The organism is Neorhizobium sp. T25_13, assembly GCF_002968675.1.
In the GTDB taxonomy this organism is placed as follows: domain Bacteria; phylum Pseudomonadota; class Alphaproteobacteria; order Rhizobiales; family Rhizobiaceae; genus Neorhizobium; species Neorhizobium tomejilense.
In genome coordinates, this window is sequence record NZ_PVBI01000005.1 from 38910 (window position 1) to 63040 (window position 24131).

Genomic DNA, 24131 nt, shown 5'->3' on the forward strand with positions numbered 1-24131 from the left:
TAGCATATGCGAATATTAAAAATCGCTAAAGCACGTAGTCAACGACTCGTTAATATGTCGGCAGGGACCTCCAAACCCGGAGCAGCAAAATGGAGCAGGGCCGCGCGGAGTGCTTTATTTCGCGGCGTTAAACCGGGCTTTTAGCTCGGAAATCGGGCAGGCTGGTGCTTCCGCCGAGCGGGCGGGCTTTCTAGAGTTCTCGCAGGAATTCTTCGGTCGTCGCGAGGTGGAGCTGAACCGAGAAGCGGTCTCCCAAAAGTTCGAGCGACGCGTCATGTGTGTCATCCGCGCCGCTGCAGACGGCATCCCTCAGCACGATCACATGGTATCCGAGATCGATGGCGCCAAGCGCCGTGGAGAGGACGCAAACGTCGGTCTCACCGCCGGTCAGGACCACGGTTTCGATACCCTCCTTCAAGAGCATTCCATGCAGCCCTCCGCTGACCCAGGGAGAATACGTCATCTTGTCGAAGATGCGTGCCGGAGGGACAAGTGCTTTCAAGGAAGGGATCAGATCGACAAGGCCTGGATCGAGATGCTCGCGCGTCATCATCCGCCACTTTTCATAATACACCCGCCACATGCCCTCCATCGCTTCGGGCCGCGACGGCGTGACGAACCTCGTAAAGATCGTCTTCTCCGGGTGGAGGCCGGAAATCTCCTCGATCGATGGCGATACTTGGCGCATCCAGGGGACGTGCCAAGGAGTGTCTTCAGCGAAGATCCGCTGCATGTCGATGCAAAGATGAATCCAGTTGCCAGCCATGTCATGCTCCGCGCTGCTCCTGAACGCCCCATCGGGAACGTGGTTCCAGCCGGGACCGGCAGAAGGCGGGCTGCAGCTAACGGACATCCGACATGAGGGACGCCCCTCGGTCGAACACAAGGGCGGCGTCACGCTCTCATGATTGGTTGGACGCCTTGACGAAATCGATGAAGGCCCGCAGCGGCGCCGGTACGAGCCGCCGGCCGGGGTAATAGAGAAATGGGCCGGAAAATTGCGGCCACCATGGCTCAAGCACGGGTTCGAGCGAGCCGTTGTCGAGATGGGGCCGCAACCAGTCCTCGAACAGCAACATGATGCCGGTGCCGGCAATCGCTGCATCGACGGCAAGATCGGTTGCCGCACCTATCTGCACGATCAGCGGCCCCGTCGGATCGATCCGCACCACCTCGCCGTCCCGTTCGAATTCCCAGAGCATCATCGCGCCGCTTGTGAAACGCCCGCGAATGCAGGCATGGCCAAGCAGGTCGCGCGGATGATCGGGGCGGCCGTGGCGATCGAGGTATGCGGGAGATGCCGCGGCGGCGAAGCGCTGCAGGCGCGGACCGATCGGAACCGCGATCATGTCCTGCTCCAACCGCTCGTCATAGCGGATGCCGGCGTCGCATCCCGCAGCCAGGACGTCGACGAAGCTGTCATCGGCGGTGATTTCGAGCCGTATGTCGGGATAGGCTGCGAGGAACCGCGGGATGATCGCCGGGAGCACCAGCCGCGCGGCGCTGACCGGTACATTGAGACGGAGAACGCCCGCAGGTTTGTCGCGAAACCTGTTGACCACGTCGAGGGCCGCGTCGACCTCGGTGAGTGCTGGGGTCAACCGAGCCAGCAGGCCGGCGCCTGCTTCCGTCGGCACCACGCTGCGTGTCGTCCGATTGAGAAGCCTGACCCCGAGTTGCGCCTCGACACGCCGTACCGCCTCGCTCAATCCTGATGCGCTGCCGCCTGTGGTCCGCGCACCCTCGCGGAACCCGCCGGCGCGCGCCACTGCCACAAAGGCATTCAGATCACCCAGATCGATCTTCATTGTTCGAAATTCCGCACAGCCTGTGCCGACTGTACCCAATTTTCGTGCGGTCTCTCAAGTTCTATATCCACGTCATCTTGAAAAGGAGATATCCCATGTCGAACATAGACCAAGCGGGTACATTTATTCTCGGCGACCGCAACGTGAGACGGCTCGGCTACGGCGCCATGCAGCTTGCGGGCAAGGGTGTGTTCGGCCCGCCGAAGGACCGCGATGCGGCAATCGCAGTCCTGCGCGAGGCGGTCGAGGCTGGCGTCAATCACATCGACACCAGCGACTTTTACGGTCCGCACGTAACCAACCAGATCATCCGCGAAGCGCTTCATCCGTACCCCGACGACCTGATGATCGTGACCAAGATCGGCGCCATGCGCGGGACCGACGGTTCATGGAACCCGGCGTTCTCCGCCGAGCAGCTGACACAGGCCGTCCACGACAACCTGCGCAATCTCGGTCTCGACGTCATGGACGTCGTCAATCTGCGTATCATGTTCGATGTCCACGGCCCGGCCGAGGGCTCGATCGAAGAGCCCCTGACGGTTCTGGCGGAGCTTCAGCGCAGGGGCCTGGTCCGCCACATCGGGCTCAGCAACGTCACGCCGGCACAGGTTGCCGAGGGTCAGGGCATCGCTAAGATCGTCTGCGTGCAGAACCAGTACAATCTCGCTCACCGGCAAGACGATGCCATGATCGACGATCTCGCCCGTGATGGCATCGCCTATGTGCCATTCTTCCCGCTCGGCGGCTTCAGCCCGCTGCAATCGTCGATCCTGTCGGACGTCGCCCAGCGCCTCGGCGCAACGCCGATGCAGGTCGCACTTGCCTGGCTGCTGCGTCGCGCACCGAACATTCTCCTCATTCCGGGAACCTCGTCCGTGGGCCACCTGCGTGAAAACCTCGCCGCGGCGGAACTGCAGCTGTCGGACGCCGTGATGGCCGAGCTGGAGGGTGTCGCCGACATCCGCTCCGCCTGAGCACTCCCAGCTCGGTCCCCACCGTGCGTCGAAAAATCGACGCACGGCATTTGCCTTTACGCGCGCTTTCGCTAAAAGTGAAAGAAAAGCGAACGGAGGGGTGAGGTGTTCATCACGGACCGCCAGACGAAGATTGTCGAACTTGCGAAGTCGGCGGGGCGAGTGCTCGTCGACGACCTGGCGGCGACGTTCTCGGTAACCTCGCAAACGATCCGCAAAGATCTGAATGATCTGTGCGACAAGCAAATTCTCACGCGGATCCATGGCGGCGCCACGCTTCCCCGCAGCAACGAGAATGTCCGGTATGACGCACGCAGGCAGATCGCCGCCGCGGAAAAACAGGCGATCGGCGTCGCGGCTGCCAACCTCATTCCGGACAACGCCTCGCTTCTCATCAACATCGGCACCACCACCGAAGCCGTCAGCGAGGCACTGGTCAATCACCGGGAGCTCATGGTGATTACCAATAATATTAATGTAGCCAACAGGTTGCGACTTCTCGACGAAATCGAGGTGGTCATTGCCGGCGGCGTCGTTCGTCAATCGGACGGCGGCATCGTGGGTGAAGCCGCGGTCGATTTCATCCGCCAGTTCAAGGTCGACTACGCGATCATCGGCGTTTCGGCGATCGACCCGGATGGGGCTCTTCTCGACTATGACTTTCGGGAAGTGAAAGTTGCCCAGGCGATCATCGCCAATGCCAGGCACGTGATCCTGGTTGCCGACTCGACGAAATTCGAGCGCACCGCCCCCGTGCGTATAGGCCAGATCTCCCAGGTCCAGACCTTTATTACCGACCACTGCGCGTCTCCTTCGATCCGGGAAATCTGTCTGCAGAACGGCGTTGCGCTGGTGGAGACTTCGGGGACGAACGCTGAAGTTCATTAGCCCTTCAGTTTCGTTTGACATTCGGAATATTTTCGATTTAATCCATTTTAAGTTCACAATGCCTAGGGGCTTGCTGCCGTTTCGGATCAGCGAGGGAAATAATGGGTCAAAAAATCCACGATATCTTCGTGATCGGCGGCGGCATCAACGGCTGCGGCATCGCACGCGATGCGGCCGGACGGGGTTATTCGGTCGCACTCGCGGAGATGGACGATTTTGCCTCGGGCACCTCCTCCGGTGCCACCAAGCTCATCCACGGCGGCCTGCGTTATCTCGAGCATTACGAATTCAGGCTCGTGCGGGAATCGCTGATGGAGCGCGAAACCCTCTGGGCCATGGCGCCGCACATCATCTGGCCGATGCGTTTCGTCCTGCCCTACCACAAGGGAGGCGTTCGCCCCGCATGGCTGATCCGCCTCGGCCTGTTTCTCTACGATCATCTCGGCGGCCGAAAACTGCTCCCGCCGACCGCGGTGCTAGACATGCGCACCGACCCGGCAGGAAAGCCTCTGAAGCCGCTTTTTACCAAGGCATTCGAATATTCCGACGGCTGGGTCGACGACGCGCGGATGGTCGTCCTGAACGCTCGGGATGCCGCCGATCGCGGCGCCTTGATCCTGCCGCGTACCCGGGTGGTTGCCGCCCGCCGGGAAGGCGGCCTCTGGACGATCGAGACCGTCGGCGCCAGCACCGGCAGGACCGAGACCTATCAGGCCCGCATGCTCGTGAATGCCGCCGGCCCCTGGGTGGACCAGGTGATCCGCGAGGCGCTCGGCAACAATGACGCCCGCCATGTGCGTCTTGTCCAGGGCAGCCATATCGTCGTGAAGAGGAAATTCGAAGGATCCCGCGCCTATTTCTTTCAGAACCGGGACAATCGCATCATTTTCGCAATTCCCTACGAGAACGACTTCACGCTTATCGGCACGACCGACCGGGACTATTCCGGCAATCCGAAGGATGTGAAAATCTCCGAAGAGGAGACGACTTATCTCTGCAATGCCGCGAGCGAGTATTTTCGGGAGCCGGTGCGACCGGCAGACATCGTCTGGACCTATTCGGCGGTTCGCCCGCTTTTTGACGACGGCGCTTCAAAGGCGCAGGAAGCAACGCGCGATTATGTGCTGAAGGTCGACGTCACTCAGGGCGCACCGCTGCTCAACGTCTTCGGCGGAAAGCTGACTACCTATCGCCGTCTTTCGGAACATGCGCTGGAGAAGATCGCCGAAGCGATCGGAGCAAAAGGCCATTCCTGGACGGCGAAGAGCCATCTGCCCGGCGGCGATTTTCCTGCGCAGGGTTACGAGGAAGAAGTGGTAAAGCTGAAAGCCCGCTATCCGTTTCTGGAAGAACGGCATGCGCGGCGCCTGGTGCGCCGGTACGGAACCCGCGCAGCGATGATCCTCGACGGCGCCACCAGGATGCAGGACCTCGGCCACCATTTCGGCGGCGATCTCTACGAGGCCGAAGTGAAATATCTTGTCGACCGTGAATGGGCCATGAGCGCGGAGGACGTGTTGTGGCGCAGAACCAAGGACGGTCTGCGGTTGAGTGAGACGGAAAGACAATATCTGGAGGAGTACATGGCCGCTATACCGGCAAAAATGGCCGGATAAGCGACATGTGTTCCCGATGTGAGGAGGCACGGGAACCCGAATGCTGGAAATGCGCAACGTCGCCAAGATGGTGGGGGGTGAGTATCATATTCATCCGACCAATCTTGCATTCGATCGCGGCTCGCTGAACGTATTGCTCGGCCCGACGCTCTCGGGCAAGACGTCGATCATGCGGCTGATGGCTGGACTTGACCGTCCCACCAGCGGCTCCGTGTATTTCGACGGTGCCGATGTCACCGGCGTCGCGGTGCAAAAACGCAACGTCGCGATGGTCTACCAGCAGTTCATCAACTACCCGGCCCTGACCGTCTACGAGAACATCGCTTCGCCGATGCGGATTGCAGGCAAGGATGGAAAGACCATCGACCGGGAAGTCCGCCGTGCTGCGGACTTACTGAGATTGACCCCCTACCTCGATCGGACGCCTCTCAACCTTTCCGGAGGGCAGCAGCAGCGTACGGCGCTCGCCCGCGCACTCGTCAAGAATGCGAGCCTGGTGCTGATGGACGAGCCACTCGCCAATCTCGACTACAAGCTTCGCGAGGAACTGCGCGAGGAATTGCCGAAGATCTTCGCGCAATCCGGCGCCATCTTCGTTTATGCGACGACCGAACCATCCGAAGCCTTGTTGCTTGGCGGCAATACGGCAACGCTCTCGGAAGGGCGGATCACGCAATTCGGGCCGACGATCGAGGTCTACCGTCGTCCGGCTGACCTGGTGACGGCCAAGACATTTGCCGATCCCCCGCTCAACTTCATCGATGTGGTGAAGTCCGGCGGCTCGTTCCGATACCAGCAAGCAGACAGCCTCGCGGTGCCGCCGCATCTGTCCGGCGTGCCGGACGGCCCGGTAACCATCGCCTTCCACCCCCATCACCTGGGGCTCGCGGCACAGACCGGCAATGCTGCGAGGGTGAAGGCCCAGACGCAGATTTCGGAAATCACCGGCTCCGAAAGCTTCGTGCATATGCACTACAACGGTGTGCGCTGGGTCATGCTGGCACCCGGCATCCACGACATCGATCCGGATACCGAAATCGAGCTTTTCTTGGATACCCGCCATCTGATGGCTTTTGGAACAGACGGCCGCGCCATCGCGGCGGCGGCTTGAGGACGGCGAACATGGCACGCATCACGCTCGATCACATCCGCCACGCCTACGGTCCCAACCCGAAATCCGACGCCGCCTATGCGCTGCGTGAGGTGGACCACGAATGGGCCGATGGCGGCGCCTATGCCTTGCTCGGCCCTTCCGGCTGCGGCAAGACCACGTTGCTGAACATCATTTCCGGCCTGCTGCAGCCGTCCCATGGACGTATCCTCTTCGATGGAAAAGACGTCACCAATCTTTCCACGCAGGAACGCAACATTGCCCAGGTTTTCCAGTTTCCGGTCATCTACGACACGATGACGGTCTACGACAATCTGGCATTTCCCTTGCGCAACAGAGGCATCGCGGAACCGGATGTCGATCGCCGCGTCCGCGAGATGCTGGAGATCATCGACCTCTCCGACTGGTCGAACCGCAAGGCCCAACGGCTCACGGCCGATCAGAAGCAGAAGATCTCGCTCGGGAGAGGTCTCGTCCGCAATGACGTCAATGCGATCCTCTTCGATGAGCCCCTGACGGTCATCGATCCGCATATGAAATGGGTGCTCCGCTCGCAGCTGAAGCGCTTCCACAAGCAGTTCGGCTTCACCATGGTCTATGTGACCCATGATCAGACGGAGGCGCTCACCTTCGCCGACAAGGTGGTCGTCATGTACGATGGGGAGATCGTCCAGATCGGAACGCCGGCCGAACTCTTCGAGAGGCCCAGCCATACATTCGTCGGTTATTTCATCGGCTCCCCCGGGATGAACGTGATACCCGCCGAGATCCATTGGAGTACGATCAAGCTCGGAGCCGAGACGATCGCCCTCGATTATGCGCCGAAGCTCGATGCGGGTGGCAGGATCGAACTGGGCATCCGGCCGGAATTCATCCGCCTCGGCCGGGAGGGCATGCCTGTCACGGTGACGCGCATCGAAGACATCGGCCGGCGCAGGATCGTTCGCGCAAGCCTTGGGGGGCAATCGATTGCGATCGTCGTTTCCGAGGACACGGAGGTTCCGGCAGAGCCTCGCGTCACCTTCGACCCCGTTGCGCTGAATATCTATGCCAATTCGTGGCGCGTTGGCAGGGAGGCCTGAACCATGGAAAAGACGTGGAACAACAAAGCCTGGTTTCTGGTGCTTCCCGTGCTCCTGCTGGTCGCTTTCTCGGCGGCCATTCCGCTGATGACCGTGGTGAACTATTCGGTCCAGGATACGTTCGGCAACAACGCCTTCTTCTGGGCCGGCACCGACTGGTTCGACGATATCCTGCATTCGGCCCGCTTCTGGGAAGCCCTGCAGCGCAATCTGCTTTTCTCCTTCATCATCCTTGCGATCGAGATTCCGCTCGGCATCTTCATCGCGCTCAACATGCCGAAGAAGGGCATCGGCGTGCCGGTCTGCCTGGTGCTGATGGCCCTTCCGCTTCTTATCCCGTGGAATGTCGTCGGCACGATCTGGCAGGTCTTCGGGCGGGTCGATATCGGCCTGCTCGGCCACACGCTGGCGGCGCTCGGCATCGACTACAACTATGTGCGCGATCCTCTGGACGCCTGGATCACCGTCGTTGTCATGGATGTCTGGCACTGGACGAGCCTCGTCGTGCTGTTGTGCTATGCCGGTCTCGTTTCCATTCCGGACGCCTATTATCAGGCGGCGAAAATCGATGGGGCATCAAGGTGGTCGGTGTTCCGCTACATCCAGCTGCCGAAGATGAAGCGGGTGCTGCTTATCGCCGTCCTGCTGCGCTTCATGGATAGTTTCATGATCTATACGGAGCCTTTCGTGGTCACCGGCGGGGGGCCTGGAAATTCCACGACCTTCCTGTCGATCGATCTCGTCAAGACAGCGGTCGGCCAGTTCGACCTCGGTCCGGCCGCCGCCATGTCGATCGTCTACTTCCTGATCATCCTGCTGCTGTCATGGATCTTCTACACTGTGATGACCAGCAGCGATGCAGACAATTGAAGGAGGGAGGAAAACCATGGCAAGGACAATCAAATACAAGCCTGCAGGCAACCTCTCCTGGCTGGTCTCGACGATCTACATCATCTTCCTGCTTCTGCCGATCTACTGGCTCGTCAACATGAGCTTCAAGGAGAATTCCGAGATCACCGGAGCCTTCTCGCTCTGGCCGCAGAACCCGACGCTCAGGAACTACATGGTCATCTTCACGGACCCTTCCTGGTACAACGGCTATATCAATTCGATCATCTATGTGGCGCTGAACACCACGATCTCGGTTCTGGCGGCATTGCCGGCTGCCTATGCCTTCTCGCGCTATCGGTTCCTCGGCGACAAACATCTGTTCTTCTGGCTGCTCACCAACCGCATGGCGCCGCCCGCCGTTTTCGCCCTGCCCTTCTTCCAGCTCTATTCCGCCTTCGGTCTCATCGACACGCATATCGCGGTCGCCCTCGCCCATTGCCTGTTCAACGTGCCGCTTGCTGTCTGGATCCTGGAGGGCTTCATGTCGGGTGTACCGAAGGAAATCGACGAGACCGCCTATATCGACGGCTATTCCTTCCCGCGGTTCTTCGTGAAGATCTTCATGCCGCTGATTGCCTCCGGCATCGGTGTCGCGGCCTTCTTCTGCTTCATGTTTTCCTGGGTGGAACTGCTGCTTGCCCGGACGCTGACAACCACGGCCGCCAAGCCCATTTCCGCCATCATGACGCGCACCGTTTCGGCGTCGGGCATGGACTGGGGCGTGCTGGCAGCCGCCGGCGTGCTGACCATCGTTCCCGGCGCACTCGTCATCTATTTCGTTCGAAACTACATCGCCAAGGGCTTTGCCCTCGGCCGGGTCTGACAAGGAGGAACCACGCATGAGCTTTTCATGGATGGCCTGGACACTGCCGACGGCCCTGTTCTTTCTGACGATCCTCGCCCTGCTCATCGGCATGAGCGTCTGGGAATATTTCGCGCCCGGCGGGGCGCCGAGGGTCGGCATCCTGCGCTTCGAAACGACGCGCGGAGACCGGCTCTTCATCTCGCTGCTCGGCGCGGCATTCATTCATCTCGCATGGTTGGGGCTTATCGGTCCCAACCTGTGGTGGGCTCTTGCCCTGGCAGTGGTCTACGCAATCGGCGTCTTCCGCTTCGTCTGAAAGGCAAGCTGAAAAAGTGGCGGGAGAACCGCCACTCGGTACGAAATTGCAATCGCAAAACTCTGGGAGGATAAAATGCGACGGCATCTTATGACAACGACGGCAGCGGTGCTGCTGGCTCTGACCGGTTCCGCCTATGCCGGCACCGAGGAGGCAAAGCAGTTCCTCGACAAGGAAGTCGGCGAACTCTCGACGCTTTCCCGTGCCGAACAGGAAAAGGAGATGCAATGGTTCGTCGATGCGGCAAAACCGCTTGCCGGCCTGGACATCAAGGTCGTCTCCGAAACAATCACCACGCATGAATACGAATCGAAGGTGCTGGCTCCGGCCTTCACCGCAATCACCGGCATCAAGGTCACCCATGACCTGATCGGCGAAGGCGACGTGGTTGAAAAACTGCAGACCCAGATGCAATCCGGCGAGAACATCTATGACGGTTACGTCAACGATTCCGACCTGATCGGCACGCATTGGCGTTACCAGCAGGCCCGCTCGCTCACCGACTGGATGGCGGGTGAAGGCAAGGACGTCACCAACCCCGGCCTCGATCTTCAGGATTTCATCGGCCTCAAGTTCACGACTGCACCGGACAAGAAGCTCTACCAGCTGCCGGACCAGCAGTTCGCCAACCTCTACTGGTTCCGCTACGACTGGTTCAACGACGCCAAGAACAAGGCCGACTTCAAGGCCAAGTATGGCTATGAGCTCGGCGTGCCGGTCAACTGGTCGGCCTATGAGGATATTGCCGAGTTCTTCACCGGCCGCGACGTGGGCGGCAAGAAGGTCTATGGTCACATGGACTACGGCAAGAAGGACCCGTCGCTCGGCTGGCGCTTCACCGACGCTTGGCTCTCCATGGCCGGCAACGGCGACAAGGGCCTTCCGAACGGCCTGCCTGTCGACGAATGGGGCATCAAGGTCAACGAAAAGTCGCAGCCGGTCGGCTCCTGCGTCGCACGCGGCGGCGATACCAACGGCCCGGCGGCCGTCTACTCCATCCAGAAATATCTCGACTGGATGAAGGCCTATGCGCCGGCCGCCGCCCAGGGCATGACCTTCTCGGAGTCCGGACCCGTGCCGGCCCAGGGCGAAATCGCCCAGCAGATGTTCATGTACACGGCTTTCACCGCCGACATGGTGAAGGCAGGCCTGCCTGTCATGAACCAGGACGGTACGCCGAAATGGCGTTTCGCTCCGTCTCCGCACGGGGTCTACTGGAAAGACGGCATGAAGCTCGGCTATCAGGACGTCGGCTCCTGGACGCTGATGAAGTCCACGCCCACCAACCGCGCCAAGGCGGCTTGGCTCTATGCCCAGTTCGTCACCTCGAAGACCGTGGACGTCAAGAAGAGCCATGTCGGCCTCACCTTGATCCGCGAGAGCACCATCCGGCACAAGAGCTTCACGGACCGCGCGCCGAAGCTCGGCGGCCTGATCGAGTTCTATCGTTCACCGGCCCGCGTCCAGTGGTCGCCGACCGGCACGAACGTTCCCGACTACCCGAAGCTCGCGCAGCTCTGGTGGCAGGCGATCGGCGATGCGTCCTCGGGCGCCAAGACGGCTCAGGCCGCCATGGACTCGCTTTGCGCCGAGCAGGAAAAGGTCCTGCAGCGCCTGGAACGCGCCAAGGTCCAGGGTGATATGGGTCCGAAGCTCGCCGAGGAACACGACCTCGCATACTGGAACAAGGAGGCGGTCGCCAAGGGCAACCTCGCTCCCCAGCTCAAGGTCGCCAACGAGAAGGAAAAGCCCGTCACCGTCAACTACGACGAGCTCGTAAAGAGCTGGGCTGACACCAAGAAGTAAAGCCGGTTCGCCGGGCGCTCAACGCGCCCGGCGGCCACCGACTGCAAGGTCTCCGTCGCAGCTCATCAGCTGCCCAACCGTTCCTTCCGGAACGCAGCCGACACCGTCTCCGCGGCCAGCTTCGCCGTGCTCGCGTCAGTCCGGTAGTTGCTTACGGAAATCCGCATGACATCCATCCCTCTCCACCTGGCTCCGGCCACGAAGATCGTTCCCTCGCGCTGCAACCGCGCAATGGTTCTTCTCGTCACCTCGTCGGCATCGGCGGTCGAGAGATCCGAGCCGAAGCGGCAGATCACCTGATTGAGGTCGACGTCGTTCAGGATCTCGATCCCCGGTTCACGCGACAGATGTTCGGCAATGATCCGCGCCGAGGAACAGCACCCTTCGACGAGACGGGCGATGCCGTTGCGGCCGAGGTGCTTCATCATTGCCCAGGTCGCGAAGCCGCGTGCTCGCCTCGAAAGCTCCGGCACGTAGTGTGACGGGTCCCGCTCCCCTTCCGCCGCGATGGGGAGGTAACTGGCAGCGATCGTCATGGCCCGCCGGTGAGCGACCTCGTCCCTTACAATCGCATAGCCGCTGTCATAGGGCGTCTGAAGCCACTTGTGGCCGTCGGTGGCCCAGCTATCCGCCAACTCCACTCCAGGACAAAGATGCCGTGTCGACGGGGAAGCCTTGGCCCATAAACCAAATGCGCCGTCCACATGTACCCAGGCATCCCTGCTCCTCGCGACCGGGATAAGTTCCGCGAACGGATCGAAAGCTCCGGTGTTGATTTGTCCCGCCTGAAGGATGGCGATCGTTGGACCAGCCGCCTTGTTGACCGCCTCTTCGAAATGCCGGGCAAGAATACGCCCCTGCCTGTCTGTTGCTATCCTGACGACGCGATCATGCCCAAGTCCCAGGAACTGCAAGGCTGAGAAAACGGTGGTGTGGGCATCGTCACCAACGACAACGGTGATCGGCGGTGCACCGAACAGCCCGTCTGCATCGGCGTCCCAGCCGGCCCGGCGAAGCACCTCGCCTCTCGCGGCGGCCAGGCAGCTGAAATTAGCCACCGTCGCTCCCGTGACGAAACCCACGGAGCATTGAGCAGGCAGGCCCAGAACGTCCAGGAGCCAGGTGGCTGCCACCTTTTCGAAAGACGCGGCGGCAGGAGAGGCGGTGTGATTGCCTGCATTCTGGCCCCAGGCGCTTGTCAGGAAGTCTGCCGCCACGCCCATCGGATGCGAGCCGCCGATTACCCAGCCGAAAAAACGCGGGCCGGTCATTCGGTGGAGGCCCGGCTCGGCCTTTTCCACGAGATGTTGAAGGACGTCCTCCATCGCAAGCGTCTCTTCCTGGAGATCTTCGACGAGCGTCGCCAGACATTCCTGGTATTGCAGTTGCGGCCGGTGGAGCTGAGGATCTGCCTGGCGGAACCCGGCGGCCAGATGCGCCGCCTGCGCGAAAAGTGCGTCTATGCCCTCAGCCATGGACCCTACCTCCGTGTCGTCGCGACTGGGCAGCTATCTGCGCCAAGCTACCACACGATGCGCAATTCCCCTAACCTCGCAGTCCCGTCATCGACTGATGGGGCGATAAATGGCCCTTTGGGCTGAAAGGCAGCTGGTGCGTGTGGCGGGAAATTGGAGCGGGTGAAGGGAATCGAACCCTCGTATTCAGCTTGGGAAGCTGCTGCTCTACCATTGAGCTACACCCGCGTCGGTCTGCAGATTTCCAACAGACGGCATCGACTGTCAAGCCGGAGGTGGTGTCAGACGCGAAAATGCTTCGACAGTTTCAGGCCCTGTGCCTGATAGTTTGAGCCGAGGCCTGCGCCGTACATGCCTTCGGGTTTTTCCAGCATGTGTTCGTAGACCAGGCGGCCGACGATCTGGCCGTCTTCGAGGATGAAGGGTACTTCGTGGCTGCGCACCTCGAGCACCGCCCGGCTGCCCCGTCCCCCTGCCGCCTCATGGCCGAAACCGGGATCGAAGAAACCGGCATAGTGGACGCGGAACTCGCCGACCAAGGGATCGAAGGGCGTCATCTCGGCGGCGTAGAGCGGCGGGACATGCACCGCCTCACGCGAGACGAGGATATAGAACTCGTCGGGATCGAGAATAAGCTCGTTGCGGCCGCGGCTGTAAAGCGGCTCCCAGAAATCGAAGATATCGTGCTGCGCCTTCTTGTCGACATCGACGACGGCCGTGTGGTGTTTGCCGCGATAGCCGATCAGGCCGACGCTGTCGCCGGAAAGATCGATCGACAGGGCGATGCCGCCACCCGAGACATTCGGCTTTGCGGAGGCGACCAGGGTTTCGTCGTTATGGAGTTGCAGAAGGTCCGGCTCGCCGAGCAGCGCGTTGCCGACGCGGAAACGGATCTGCGACAGGCGCGAACCGCGGCGCACCACGATCGGGAACGTACGCGGCGAGATTTCCAGGTAGAGCGGGCCGGAGTAGCCGGCCGGGATCTTGTCGAATTCCTGCGCGTAATCGGTGATCACGCGGGTAAAGATATCGAGCCGGCCGGTGGAGCTTTTCGGATTGGCGGAGGCAGACATATTGGCCGGCAGGTCGAGCCGTTCCATCAGCGGCACGATATAGACGCAGCCGGTTTCCAGCACCGCGGCTTCCGAGAGGTCGATCACGTGCAACTTCAGCCGATCGAGCTTGTCGGAGACGAGGCTCGTCGGACCGGGCATGAAGCTGGCGCGTACGCGAAACGCCTTGGCGCCGAGGCGCAGGTCGAGGCTGGCGGGCTGAACCTGATCCAGGTCGAGCTCCCGCTCGGAGATCAGCCGTCCACTGTCGAAAAGCGCCGCGATCGCGCGGTCCGCCAAGATTCCTGTTTCGCGAGCCATCATGTCTCTCTCAAGTTTTCGACGCGACAAAACCAAATGCGAGCCATTGACGCAAGCGGGGCGCGGCGCTATGCCAATCTTATCCCGTGGTGATTTGGCCGGTCGGCTTGCAGCCACGTTAAATAAGTGGCTAAAAAGACCGGGTGCGAAACCGGTCTGCTTATGCGACCGGTTTTTTTGTTCTGAAAGAGGACACGCATGACTAACAAATGGCGCCCGGCAACCCAGCTCGTACACGGCGGCACGTTGCGTTCGCAATATGGCGAAACCTCGGAAGCGATCTTCCTGACCCAGGGTTTCGTCTATGACACCTCGGAAGCGGCCGAAGCCCGTTTCAAGGGCGAGACAGACGGCTTCATCTACGCGCGTTACGGCAGCCCCACCAACGACATGTTCGAAAAGCGCATGTGCATGCTGGAAGGCGCCGAAGACGCGCGCGCCACCGCCTCGGGCATGGCCGCCGTCACCGCGGCGATCCTCTGCCAGCTGAAGGCCGGCGACCATATCGTCGCGGCCCGGGCTCTCTTCGGCTCCTGCCGCTGGGTGGTCGAGACGCTTGCTCCGAAATACGGCATCGAATGCACGCTGGTCGACGGCCGCTTCCTGGAGAATTGGGAAAAGGCGATCACGCCGAAGACCAAGGTGTTCTTCCTGGAAAGCCCGACCAACCCGACGCTCGAAGTGGTCGATATTGCCGGCGTCGCCAAGCTCGCCAACCAGATCGGCGCCAAGGTCGTCGTCGACAACGTGTTTGCGACCCCGCTCTACCAGAAGCCGCTGGAACTTGGCGCGCATATCGTCGTCTATTCGGCCACCAAGCACATCGACGGCCAGGGCCGCTGCCTCGGCGGCGTCGTGTTGTCCGACAAGGCCTGGATCGACGAGAACCTGCACGACTATTTCCGCCATACCGGGCCGGCGATGTCGCCGTTCAATGCCTGGACGCTGCTGAAGGGCATCGAGACCCTGCCGCTGCGCGTCAAGCAGCAGACGGAAAGCGCGTCGAAGATCGCCGACTTCCTCGCCGACCAGAAACAGGTGGCCCGGGTCATCTATCCCGGCCGCAAGGACCATCCGCAGGCCGATATCATCGCCAGGCAGATGAAGGCCGGCTCGACGCTCGTCTGCTTCGAATTGAAGGGCGGCAAGGAAGCGGCCTTCAAGCTGCAGAACGCGTTGGAAATCGTCAAGATTTCCAACAATCTCGGCGATTCCAAGAGCCTGATCACCCATCCGGCGACAACGACGCACAAGAACCTCACGGACGAGGCCCGTGCCGAACTCGGCATCTCGCCCGGCACCGTGCGCCTGTCGGCCGGTATCGAGGATACCGACGACCTGATCGAGGATTTCGCCCGGGCGCTTTCCAAGGCCGGCGTGTAAGCGTTCGCTTTTCAAGATAGTGGCCGGGGTGGTGGATCGACCAGAAATTCACCATCCCGGTTATCCTTAACTTCAACAAATGCTCACACTCGGTTGTTCAAACCGCGAGATTTCTTGACGTTGCGGCGCCTCTGTACAATATCGAACCAAGTTAGATTTGTTGAGGTGTCGCATGTATCGCGCCCGGACAAGAGATATCGATGTCGCCGTCGAACCCTACTATCTGGAGGAGCAATCCAATCCGGAAGAGAGCCGCTATGTCTGGGGCTATCGCATCGTCATCGAAAATCATTCGACGCTCACCGTGCAGCTGGTGCATCGCTACTGGCACATTACCGACCAGAACGGCATCGTCGACGAGGTGGACGGGCCAGGGGTCGTCGGCGAACAGCCGCGGCTGAAGCCGGGCGACAGCTACGAATATTCCTCGGGCTGTCCTCTCGACACACCATCCGGGCTGATGTTCGGCCATTACGACATGCAGACCGATGAAGGCGAGACCTTCGAGGTGACGATCCCGGCCTTCTCGCTGGATTCACCGGGCCTGATGCGCGTCCTCAACTAAACCGCGCTACCGACGACAACCTGGAGGTTATGGGTGGCGTCGGTTTTTCTATTTGTTACCCCTTCCCTCCTGCGGCATCTTGACGTGGTCAACCGGTCTTTGGGAGGAGAACTTGATGACACGATCGCTTCAGCGGGCCTTTCTGCTGGCGCCCTGCGCCTTTCTGGCGCTTGCGGCCTTCACCCCGGCACTCGCACAAAACAAGAGCAGTTTCATCGATCAGAAGGACAGGCCGGATTTCGCTTCCGCCACCGTGTCGCCGCAGATCGCCTGCGGCATGCTGAACAGCCAATCCTTTGCCGAGATGACGACGCTGAAGGCCACGCATGTAGCCGGCGTGGGAACGGTCCCCGGCCATTGCCAGGTGACCGGCTATATCCGGCCGCAGGTTCGCTTCGAGATTACCCTGCCGGACAACTGGAACCGGCGGCTCTATATGTTCGGCAATGGCGGCTACGCGGGCGAGGACCTTGCGGCAGCTTCACGGGTCGCCACCCGCAATGCGGCGCTTTCGAAAGGCTTCCTCACCGTCCAGCAGAATACCGGCCACGATGCGGCGACCTACAAGCTCGGGGATTTTGCGCAAGACCTTGACCTCTTGATCGACTACGGCTCACGCGCGGTGCATGTGACGGTCGACACCGCCAAGGCGATTGCCGCACGTTATTACGACCGGCATCCCTCCTTCTCCTACTGGGATGGCTGCTCGACCGGCGGACGCCAGGGCCTGATGGCGGCGCAACGTTATCCGGGCGATTTCGACGGCATCCTTGCCGGAGCTCCGGTTCTCGATCTCACCAATACGCAGATCTGGGGCGTCTGGAACGCGCGGGCACTGCTCAAGGCGCCGATCAGCCGGGCTCAGCTTCCGGTGCTCGCCAAGGCGGTGATGGACAAATGCGATGCGATCGACGGTGCCAAGGACGGGCTGATCGCCGATCCCCGTCAATGCAATTTCGATCCGGCCAAGGACCTGAAGACTTGCGAGGCCGGCGGTTCCGACTGCTTTACGCCGGCGCAGGTGGAAACGCTGAAGACGCTCGCCGGCGGGGTGAAGATCAAGGGGGAGACGATTTTCCCCGGCGTACAGTTCGGCACCGAGGGTGTCGATCCGACCGGTGTGAGCGGCTGGGACATGTGGATGGTCTCCGAGCAGGGGCCGAGCCGGCAGCTGGCCTATGGGGAGACCTTCGTCAAGAACATGGCGATGCTGCCCGCCTCGGGAAAGGCGATCGACTGGAAGACGTTCGACTTCGATAGCGAATATCCGAAGATCGGCGCGATCCGCGAGATCGTCGACGCCACCAACCCGGATCTCAGCGAATTCCAAAAACGCGGTGGGCGGATGATCAACTATTTCGGCTGGTCCGACCCTGCGCTCAACCCAATGATGGGCGTCAACTATTATGAAGCCGTCCGCAAACAGATGGGCGCCGAGCGGACGGCGGAGTTCTACCGCCTGTTCATGGTGCCCGGCATGTTCCACTGCACCATGGGCTACGGCACGGATGTCTTCGATGCCTTCACGCCGCTGATGGACTGGGTGGAGAACGGCAAGGCGCCGACGGTGATCCAGGCGAAGCAGATCAAGGAAGGCAAGCCGGTGATGACGCGGCAGCTCTGCCCCTATCCTCAATCAGCCAGATATTCCGGCAGCGGCGATCTGAAGGATGGCGCGAACTTCGAATGCAAGATGCCTTGACATGAAAACGGCGGGAGGAAACTCCCGCCGTTCGATAATCAGGCTGCGGCGAATTCATCCGCCGTGTAGCGATAGGTGGTCGAGCAGAACTCGCAGGTGACGGCGATCTCCCCGTCTTCCTCGCTGGCCTCGATCTCCTCGGCGGAGAACCCCGAGAGAACGCCCTTGATCTTGTCGCGCGAGCAGCTGCAGCGATCGAACACCGGGTGCGGCGCATAGACCCGCACGCCGCGCTCATGGAACAGGCGAAACAGCAGCCGTTCGATTGCGACCCGCGGATCTGTCAGCTCGTCGGTGTCGATCGTTTCCACCAGCGTGCGGGCTTCGGCCCAGGAATCGTCCTCGGTGAACTCGAAATCGCGCTCGTCACCATCGCCGCCATGCAGGTCCGGCTGGCGCATGCGCTCAGGCGCGTGCGGCAGGAACTGCGCGACAAGCCCGCCTGCCCGCCAATTGTGACGCGGCTTGCCATCGGCATCGCGGTCGAAGAGTTCGGCGACGCCTAGGCGGACCCTGGTCGGGATCTGCTCCGACTGACGGAAATAGACGCCGGCAATCTCCTCGAGCGATGAGCCGTCCATCGGCACGATGCCTTGATACGGCTGCATGCCGCGGCCCTGGTCGATGGTGAAGGCAAGCACTCCCTGCCCGAGGAGATCGGGCGGCGAAGTTTTGCCTTCCTCGACGGCAGCGGCCAGGGCTTCTTCATCATACCGGGCATAGGCACGAAGGCTGTCGGGCGTCGAGAAATCCGCGACCAGCAGATCGACCGGGCCGTCGCCCTTGGTCTGCACCGTGAACTTGCCATCGAATTTCAGCGAGGTGCCGAGCAGGGCGGTCAGCACGATCGCCTCGGCAAGCAGCCGCGCGACCGGACCCGGATATTCGTGACGGCTGAGAATGGAGTTGAGCAGCGGCCCGAGCTGGACCGCACGGCCGCGCACGTCGAGACCTTCCACCTGGAAGGGAACGACCCGATCGTCTCCGGCAAAGTCGAGTTCGTTGAGTTCCACAGTCGCTTCCGCCATGACTTCACTCCTTCGCGCCGACCCAAACCTTTACACAAGCGCCAGCCCAAGCGGAACCGCTGGCCGGAGGAAAAGACGTCGACGATGTGTGTTGAAACGCCAGTCCAGAAGACGGCGTATTGTTGAAAGCCGACAAATGGGGGATTGCGAGGCGGAAATCAAGGTTGATTGCCGCCGCCAGCTCTCCGCGTCCTCAATCCGGGACGTTGAACTCAGACGGCGCCGAAGCACCAGGCGAGAATGGACTTCTGCGCATGCAGGCGGTTTTCAGCCTCGTCGAAGACGACCGACTGCGGCCCGTCGATCACCTCGTCGGTGACTTCCTCGCCGCGATGGGCCGGCAGGCAGTGCATGAACAGCGCATCCTTGTCGGCACGCTTCATCAGGTCGGCATTGACCTGGAACGGCTGGAAGACGTTGTGGCCTCGTGCCTTGTGTTCCTGGTTCATCGACACCCAGGTGTCGGTGACAATGCAATCGGCGCCTGCAACCGCCTTTTCGGCATCATGGCAAAGCATGATGTTGCCGCCGTTGTTGCGCGCCCAGTTGAGGAACTTGTCGGAGGGTTCCGAGCCCATCGGCACCGCCATGTTCATGCGGTAGCCGAAACGGGCAGCACCTTCGACGAAGGAATGCAGCACGTTGTTGCCGTCGCCGGTCCAGGCGACCGTCTTGCCGGCGATCGGCCCGCGATGCTCCTCGAAGGTCATGATATCGGCCATGATCTGGCAGGGATGCGTATCGTCGGTCAGGGCGTTGATGACCGGCACGGTCGCGTGTTCGGCAAGCTCCAGCATGCGGGCGTGATCCGTGGTGCGGATCATGATCGCATCGACGTAACGTGACAGGACCTTGGCCGTATCGCCGATCGTCTCGGCGCGGCCAAGCTGCATCTCGGTACCCGACAGAAACAGCGTTTCGCCGCCGAGTTGCCGCATGCCGACATCGAAGGATACGCGGGTGCGCGTGGAGGGCTTTTCGAAGATCATCGCCAACATCTTGCCGGCGAGCGGCTTTTCCGCGGTACCGGCCTTGGTCGCCTGCTTGCGGACCTTCGCGTCGTCGAGGATAGCCCTGAGATCAGCCGGGGAAACGGCGGAAAGATCGAGAAAATGCTTGGGAGATGCCATGTGATGTTCCCTGTGAAGCGGGAAACCAGCAACGGCGTCCCCCCTTTTGCCCGCTCAGGCCGATTTTTTCATCTCGGAAGCGGAAAGCTTTTCCGCCGCCCTCTCGATGCGGGCAAGCCCTTCTCGGGCTTCCTCCGCTGTGACTGTGAGCGGTGGCAGGAGACGCACCACATTGTCGCCGGCCGGAATGGTCAGCATGTATTCGCCGCGTATGGCGGCAACCAGATCACCCGCGGGCACCTTCGCCTTCACGCCGAGCAGCAGGCCTTCACCACGGATGTCCTCGATGACGTCGGGGAAGCGGTCCTTGAGGCTCGCGAGCCCCTGCCGCAACACCAAGGCGACGTCGCGGACGTTTTCCAGGAAGCCGTCGCTCAGGATCACGTCGAGCACGGCATTGCCGACCGCCGTGGCGAGGGGATTGCCGCCGTAGGTCGTGCCATGGGTGCCAGCGGTCATGCCGGACGCGGCATCCGCCGTGGCAAGGCACGCGCCGAGCGGGAAGCCGCCACCGATGCCCTTGGCAAGCGCCATGATGTCCGGCGCCACACCCGCCCACTCATAGGCGAACAGCCTGCCGGAACGGCCGACGCCGGTCTGCACTTCGTCGAAGATCAGCAGCAGGCCGTTGTCGTCGCAGACCTGACGCAACGCCTGGAGGAATTCCTTCGGAACCGGCCGAACACCGCCCTCGCCCTGGATCGGCTCGATCAGAATAGCCGCCGTCGCATCGGTGATCGCGGCCTTCAGAGCGTCCATGTCGCCGAACGGCACCTGATCGAAGCCTTCGACCTTCGGGCCGAAACCTTCGAGATATTTTGCCTGGCCGCCGGCAGCGATGGTCGCCAGCGTACGGCCGTGGAAGGCGCCTTCAAAGGTAATGATATGGAAACGCTCCGGATGGCCCTTCACGAACTGATAGCGGCGCGCGGTCTTGATGGCACATTCGAGCGCCTCGGCGCCGGAATTGGTGAAGAACACCTTATCCGCGAAGGAATTGTCGGCGAGACGACGCGACAGCGTCTCCTGGCCCGGCTGTTCGAAGATGTTGGACGTGTGCCAGACCTTGTCGGCCTGCGCCTTCAGCGCGCCGACGAGGTGCGGGTGACCGTGACCAAGCGAATTGACGGCGACGCCGGAGCCGAAATCGAGATATCGCTCTCCACTTTCCGTCACAAGCCATACGCCCTCGCCGCGCTCGAAGCGCAGCGGAGCCCGGGCAAACGTGTCGAAAAGCGCGGCTTCAGCCATGGCGACATCACTCCTCTAGGCAGTCCAGAAAGGCCCATGCAACGGGCCGAAAAAATCAAAAATGCCGCCCACTGGGCGGCGGGGGCACTATCGGGGTTTAGGCCATCAATGTCAACAAAGCTCGGCGTTTTGGGCAGGCCCGGGCCGGAAAGCGGCGGGCGCCGGCCAATGTGACAAAAATGACTCTCCCGGACAGCAAGTTGGGGAAAACCACGAAATCGATTCCCGCAGATTCCCCCGACTCTTGCCACGGAGTCAGCCTCACACTAGGTTAAAGATCAATTACTAGACTGCATGCGGCGGAACTAGTCACCTCAAGCATAGATATAGTGGGTGCTGCGAAATGAATTTCGCAGCAAAGGTGGAAGGATTCTGCATGCCAGCAACGTTCAAAGGCGGAGAACGGGCATGAACTGGACAGACGAGCGTGTCGAGAAGCTCAAAAGATTATGGTCGGAGGGCCTCAGCGCCAGCCAGATCGCAGCGCAACTTGGAGGCGTAAGCCGAAATGCCGTTATCGGCAAGGTGCACCGTCTCAGCCTGCCGGGCCGGGCGAAAGCCGGCGGCACGGTAGCGACGGGCCGTTCAGCTGCGGCCAAGCGCACGACATCGGCGCCGCGAGCTCCGAACTATGCGTCGCGCGTCACGACCCGGACCGTTACCCGCGCCGTCGGTGCGACGATGGTCAAGGAAGAGGTCGAAATCGAACCCTATCAGGAGATGGAATATCGTCCCGCCTCCAACGTGGTCGTGCCGATCTCCCGTCGCCTTGCATTGACCGAACTTACCGAGCGCACCTGCAAGTGGCCGGTCGGCGATCCGCTCAAGGACGACTTCCACTTCTGCGGCTGTGAATCCCCGGATGCATCGCCCTATTGCAGCTATCATGCAAAGCTCGCCTACCAGCCGGTCAACGAGCGCCGCAAGGTTGCTGCTCGGGTCTGAGCGGCGGCGCGACACGAGGACAAAATCGAAGGCGGGCTCAGGCCCGCTTTTTTGTTGCGCATGGCAGATATGCCGGCCAAGCCTTGCTCCGGATCGGCATTGCACCTATCTGAAGGACGGCGAGGACGACCTCCCCCATTCGGGCAAAAACTCCGGGACGACCCGGAAAGCACCCAGGAGGTCATCATGCGCTCGACACGCGACCGTATCCGCCATGCCATCAGCTTCGAGCTGATCGGGCTCGCTCTCATCACACCGCTCGGCGCCTTCGCCTTCGGCATGCCGGCCGCCGATATCGGCGTGGTCGGCATCGGCAGTGCGACGATCGCCACCGGCTGGAACTATCTCTACAATCTCGGCTTCGACCACCTGATGCAGCGCTTTACCGGCGGCACGCAGAAAAACACCGCAATACGCGTGGCGCATGCGGTGCTGTTCGAACTTGGTCTGCTGATCGCGCTTCTGCCGCTGATCGCCTGGTATCTCGGCATCAGCCTCGTCCATGCGCTGACGATGGACGTGTCGTTCGCAGTCTTCTACGTGGTCTATGCCTTCGTGTTCAACTGGGCCTATGACCGCATCTTTCCGCTGCCGGAATGGCAACGGCAGACCGAGGCAGCCTGACGCCGCCTCCTCAAGATTCCATCGAACAATCCGCGCCGCGGACGGTGCGGATGACACCCTGCATGTTTGGAGAAATTGAGCGCCTCCCCGAGGCGCCGGACATGGGACGTCGATAGCACTCCCTTTTGTCAGAACCTGACGGTGAACTCGCTTCCCTTGCCGACTTCCGATTTCACGATCAGGCGGGCTCTGTGGCGGGTCAGGATGTGCTTGACGATTGCAAGGCCGAGGCCCGTGCCTTTCTTGGAACGGCTATCGGCCACGCTGACCCGGTAGAAGCGCTCGGTCAGCCGCGGAACGTGCTCGGCCGGGATGCCCGGACCCTGGTCGACAACCGTCACTTCCACCGGATCGGAAGCGCCGTTCCTGAGGTAAACGTCCACGAACTTGCCTTCCTGGCCGTATTTGCAGGCGTTCTCGATCAGGTTTTCAAAAACCTGAACGAGCTCGTCACGGTCGCCCAGCACTTCCACCTTGCCTTCCGGCAGATGCGTGCGGATTTCCACTCCGAGATCATCGGCGAGCGGCACCAGCGCGTCCCGCACATGACCGATCAGCGGCTTCAGGTCGATCGTCTGGTCCGGTGCGATATGGGATTTGAGCTCCAGGCGCGACAGCGACATGAGATCGTCGACAAGGCGGCTCATGCGCGTCGCCTGGTCGAACATGATGGCAAGGAACCGCTCGTGCGCGGCAGCGTCGGAGCGCGCCGGCCCCTGCAGGGTCTCGATGAAGCCTCGCAGCGAGGCAAGCGGCGTGCGCAGTTCATGGCTGGCATTGGCGACAAAATCCGAACGCATCCGATCGATGCGGCGCAATTCCGAAATATCCCTGAAGGAGAGCAGATAGAGCTTCTGCGCCGCCCCTTCGGGACTTTGCTGGATCGCCTGGCCGAGATCGATCGGCGCGATGCGCAGGGTATAGACGCGCTCGGAAGGCAACCGCTCGGAATGCTCGATCTGGTTGGGCTCATCAGTCGCGATGGTTTCCCGCACCATGTCGAGAATGCCGGGGGACCGCAGCCGGGCCGAAAGATGCGAACCTGGAGAAAGAGTTCCAAAGGCCCTTTCGGCAGCCTTGTTCTGATAGAGGACCGTGACGTCCTCGCCGAGCACGAAAGCCGGAATATCCAAGGCACCGAGCGTTGCCGCCACCTGGGGTAACGGCTGGAAGCCCGGCCGCTCTTCCTCGACCATCTCCGGGGCCGGCGGCGGAAGGACGACAGGCTTGCGGCCGACGACGACCAGAACCAGGAGCAGCCAGCCCACCAACAAGCCCACCCAGTCCATGCCGATCAGGTACGCGATCATCGCCAGCAGGGTCAGAAGCAGCAACAGCGCGCGTTCCTGGCGGGCCCT

Annotated in this window: 22 protein-coding genes, 1 tRNA gene and 1 riboswitch; of the genes, 14 read left to right on the forward strand and 9 right to left on the reverse strand. The window is 61.4% G+C overall.

Annotated features, from left to right (window positions below):
- Positions 1-190: 190 nt before the first annotated feature.
- Together C5J22_RS12900 and C5J22_RS12905 are read right to left on the reverse strand one after the other, a co-directional pair.
- Positions 191-766 carry a cysteine hydrolase family protein gene (locus tag C5J22_RS12900; protein WP_105438555.1) on the reverse strand — a complete coding sequence of 192 codons (576 nt, stop codon included), beginning with the start codon at positions 764-766 and terminating at the stop codon, positions 191-193.
- A 136-nt stretch (positions 767-902) separates the two neighbouring features.
- Positions 903-1808, reverse strand: coding sequence for a LysR family transcriptional regulator (locus C5J22_RS12905; protein WP_105438556.1), 906 nt, complete (start codon positions 1806-1808; stop codon positions 903-905).
- Between the two features lie 95 nt (positions 1809-1903).
- Here C5J22_RS12905 and C5J22_RS12910 point away from each other — a divergent pair, with 95 nt between their 5' ends.
- From C5J22_RS12910 to C5J22_RS12950, 9 genes are all read left to right on the forward strand, one after another.
- Complete coding sequence (locus C5J22_RS12910; RefSeq protein ID WP_105438557.1) at positions 1904-2782, forward strand: aldo/keto reductase family oxidoreductase; 879 nt, start codon at positions 1904-1906, stop codon at positions 2780-2782.
- 105 nt (positions 2783-2887) lie between these two features.
- On the forward strand, positions 2888-3670 hold the full coding sequence (locus C5J22_RS12915) for a DeoR/GlpR family DNA-binding transcription regulator (RefSeq protein ID WP_105438558.1): 783 nt from the start codon (positions 2888-2890) through the stop codon (positions 3668-3670).
- Between the two features lie 101 nt (positions 3671-3771).
- Positions 3772-5286: a glycerol-3-phosphate dehydrogenase gene (glpD, locus tag C5J22_RS12920; RefSeq protein WP_105438559.1), complete on the forward strand. Its 1515-nt coding sequence runs from the start codon at positions 3772-3774 to the stop codon at positions 5284-5286.
- A gap of 40 nt (positions 5287-5326) precedes the next feature.
- Positions 5327-6397, forward strand: coding sequence for an ABC transporter ATP-binding protein (locus C5J22_RS12925; protein WP_105438560.1), 1071 nt, complete (start codon positions 5327-5329; stop codon positions 6395-6397).
- Between the two features lie 11 nt (positions 6398-6408).
- Complete coding sequence (locus C5J22_RS12930; RefSeq protein WP_105438561.1) at positions 6409-7479, forward strand: ABC transporter ATP-binding protein; 1071 nt, start codon at positions 6409-6411, stop codon at positions 7477-7479.
- Positions 7480-7482: 3 nt separating this feature from the next.
- The gene (locus C5J22_RS12935; protein ID WP_046610946.1) at positions 7483-8349 is read left to right on the forward strand and encodes a carbohydrate ABC transporter permease; all 867 of its coding nucleotides are present in this window, start codon (positions 7483-7485) and stop codon (positions 8347-8349) included.
- Positions 8350-8365: 16 nt separating this feature from the next.
- A complete protein-coding gene (locus tag C5J22_RS12940) occupies positions 8366-9193 on the forward strand; it encodes a carbohydrate ABC transporter permease (RefSeq protein WP_046630625.1) in 828 nt (275 codons plus the stop codon).
- 16 nt (positions 9194-9209) lie between these two features.
- Positions 9210-9491 carry a DUF2160 domain-containing protein gene (locus C5J22_RS12945; RefSeq protein ID WP_046664796.1) on the forward strand — a complete coding sequence of 94 codons (282 nt, stop codon included), beginning with the start codon at positions 9210-9212 and terminating at the stop codon, positions 9489-9491.
- 75 nt (positions 9492-9566) lie between these two features.
- The gene (locus tag C5J22_RS12950; protein ID WP_105404051.1) at positions 9567-11297 is read left to right on the forward strand and encodes an ABC transporter substrate-binding protein; all 1731 of its coding nucleotides are present in this window, start codon (positions 9567-9569) and stop codon (positions 11295-11297) included.
- A 65-nt stretch (positions 11298-11362) separates the two neighbouring features.
- Here C5J22_RS12950 and C5J22_RS12955 read toward each other — a convergent pair whose 3' ends face one another.
- The 3 genes from C5J22_RS12955 to C5J22_RS12965 all read right to left on the reverse strand — a co-directional run bounded on the left by C5J22_RS12955 (position 11363) and on the right by C5J22_RS12965 (position 14148).
- Entirely contained in the window at positions 11363-12772 is a 1410-nt protein-coding gene (locus tag C5J22_RS12955; RefSeq protein WP_105438562.1) for an aspartate aminotransferase family protein, read from the reverse strand.
- Positions 12773-12926: 154 nt separating this feature from the next.
- A tRNA-Gly gene (locus tag C5J22_RS12960) sits at positions 12927-13000 on the reverse strand.
- Positions 13001-13053: 53 nt separating this feature from the next.
- Positions 13054-14148: a 2'-deoxycytidine 5'-triphosphate deaminase gene (locus C5J22_RS12965; protein WP_172717201.1), complete on the reverse strand. Its 1095-nt coding sequence runs from the start codon at positions 14146-14148 to the stop codon at positions 13054-13056.
- Between the two features lie 73 nt (positions 14149-14221).
- A riboswitch (SAM riboswitch) is annotated at positions 14222-14300 on the forward strand.
- 43 nt (positions 14301-14343) lie between these two features.
- Here C5J22_RS12965 and C5J22_RS12970 point away from each other — a divergent pair.
- The 3 genes from C5J22_RS12970 to C5J22_RS12980 all read left to right on the forward strand — a co-directional run bounded on the left by C5J22_RS12970 (position 14344) and on the right by C5J22_RS12980 (position 17795).
- A complete protein-coding gene (locus C5J22_RS12970; protein WP_105432093.1) occupies positions 14344-15528 on the forward strand; it encodes an O-succinylhomoserine sulfhydrylase in 1185 nt (394 codons plus the stop codon).
- Between the two features lie 172 nt (positions 15529-15700).
- Entirely contained in the window at positions 15701-16093 is a 393-nt protein-coding gene (apaG, locus tag C5J22_RS12975) for a Co2+/Mg2+ efflux protein ApaG (RefSeq protein ID WP_046603197.1), read from the forward strand.
- A gap of 115 nt (positions 16094-16208) precedes the next feature.
- Positions 16209-17795 carry a tannase/feruloyl esterase family alpha/beta hydrolase gene (locus C5J22_RS12980; RefSeq protein ID WP_105438563.1) on the forward strand — a complete coding sequence of 529 codons (1587 nt, stop codon included), beginning with the start codon at positions 16209-16211 and terminating at the stop codon, positions 17793-17795.
- A 38-nt stretch (positions 17796-17833) separates the two neighbouring features.
- Here the strand turns inward: C5J22_RS12980 and C5J22_RS12985 are convergent, their stop codons facing one another.
- The 3 genes from C5J22_RS12985 to C5J22_RS12995 all read right to left on the reverse strand — a co-directional run bounded on the left by C5J22_RS12985 (position 17834) and on the right by C5J22_RS12995 (position 21204).
- Complete coding sequence (locus C5J22_RS12985; protein ID WP_046630591.1) at positions 17834-18823, reverse strand: Hsp33 family molecular chaperone; 990 nt, start codon at positions 18821-18823, stop codon at positions 17834-17836.
- Between the two features lie 212 nt (positions 18824-19035).
- A complete protein-coding gene (gene argF, locus C5J22_RS12990) occupies positions 19036-19953 on the reverse strand; it encodes an ornithine carbamoyltransferase (protein ID WP_105404046.1) in 918 nt (305 codons plus the stop codon).
- 54 nt (positions 19954-20007) lie between these two features.
- Positions 20008-21204, reverse strand: coding sequence for an aspartate aminotransferase family protein (locus C5J22_RS12995; RefSeq protein ID WP_105438564.1), 1197 nt, complete (start codon positions 21202-21204; stop codon positions 20008-20010).
- 408 nt (positions 21205-21612) lie between these two features.
- Between C5J22_RS12995 and C5J22_RS13000 the strand changes: the two genes are divergently transcribed.
- Both C5J22_RS13000 and C5J22_RS13005 read left to right on the forward strand, forming a co-directional pair.
- Complete coding sequence (locus C5J22_RS13000; protein ID WP_046630584.1) at positions 21613-22149, forward strand: GcrA family cell cycle regulator; 537 nt, start codon at positions 21613-21615, stop codon at positions 22147-22149.
- A 186-nt stretch (positions 22150-22335) separates the two neighbouring features.
- Positions 22336-22773 (forward strand): PACE efflux transporter, encoded by a 438-nt coding sequence (locus C5J22_RS13005; protein ID WP_105438565.1) that lies wholly within the window; start codon positions 22336-22338, stop codon positions 22771-22773.
- Between the two features lie 128 nt (positions 22774-22901).
- On the opposite strand, the gene phoR is transcribed toward C5J22_RS13005, so the two are convergent.
- The gene (gene phoR, locus C5J22_RS13010; RefSeq protein WP_105438865.1) at positions 22902-24083 is read right to left on the reverse strand and encodes a phosphate regulon sensor histidine kinase PhoR; all 1182 of its coding nucleotides are present in this window, start codon (positions 24081-24083) and stop codon (positions 22902-22904) included.
- Positions 24084-24131: the final 48 nt, after the last annotated feature.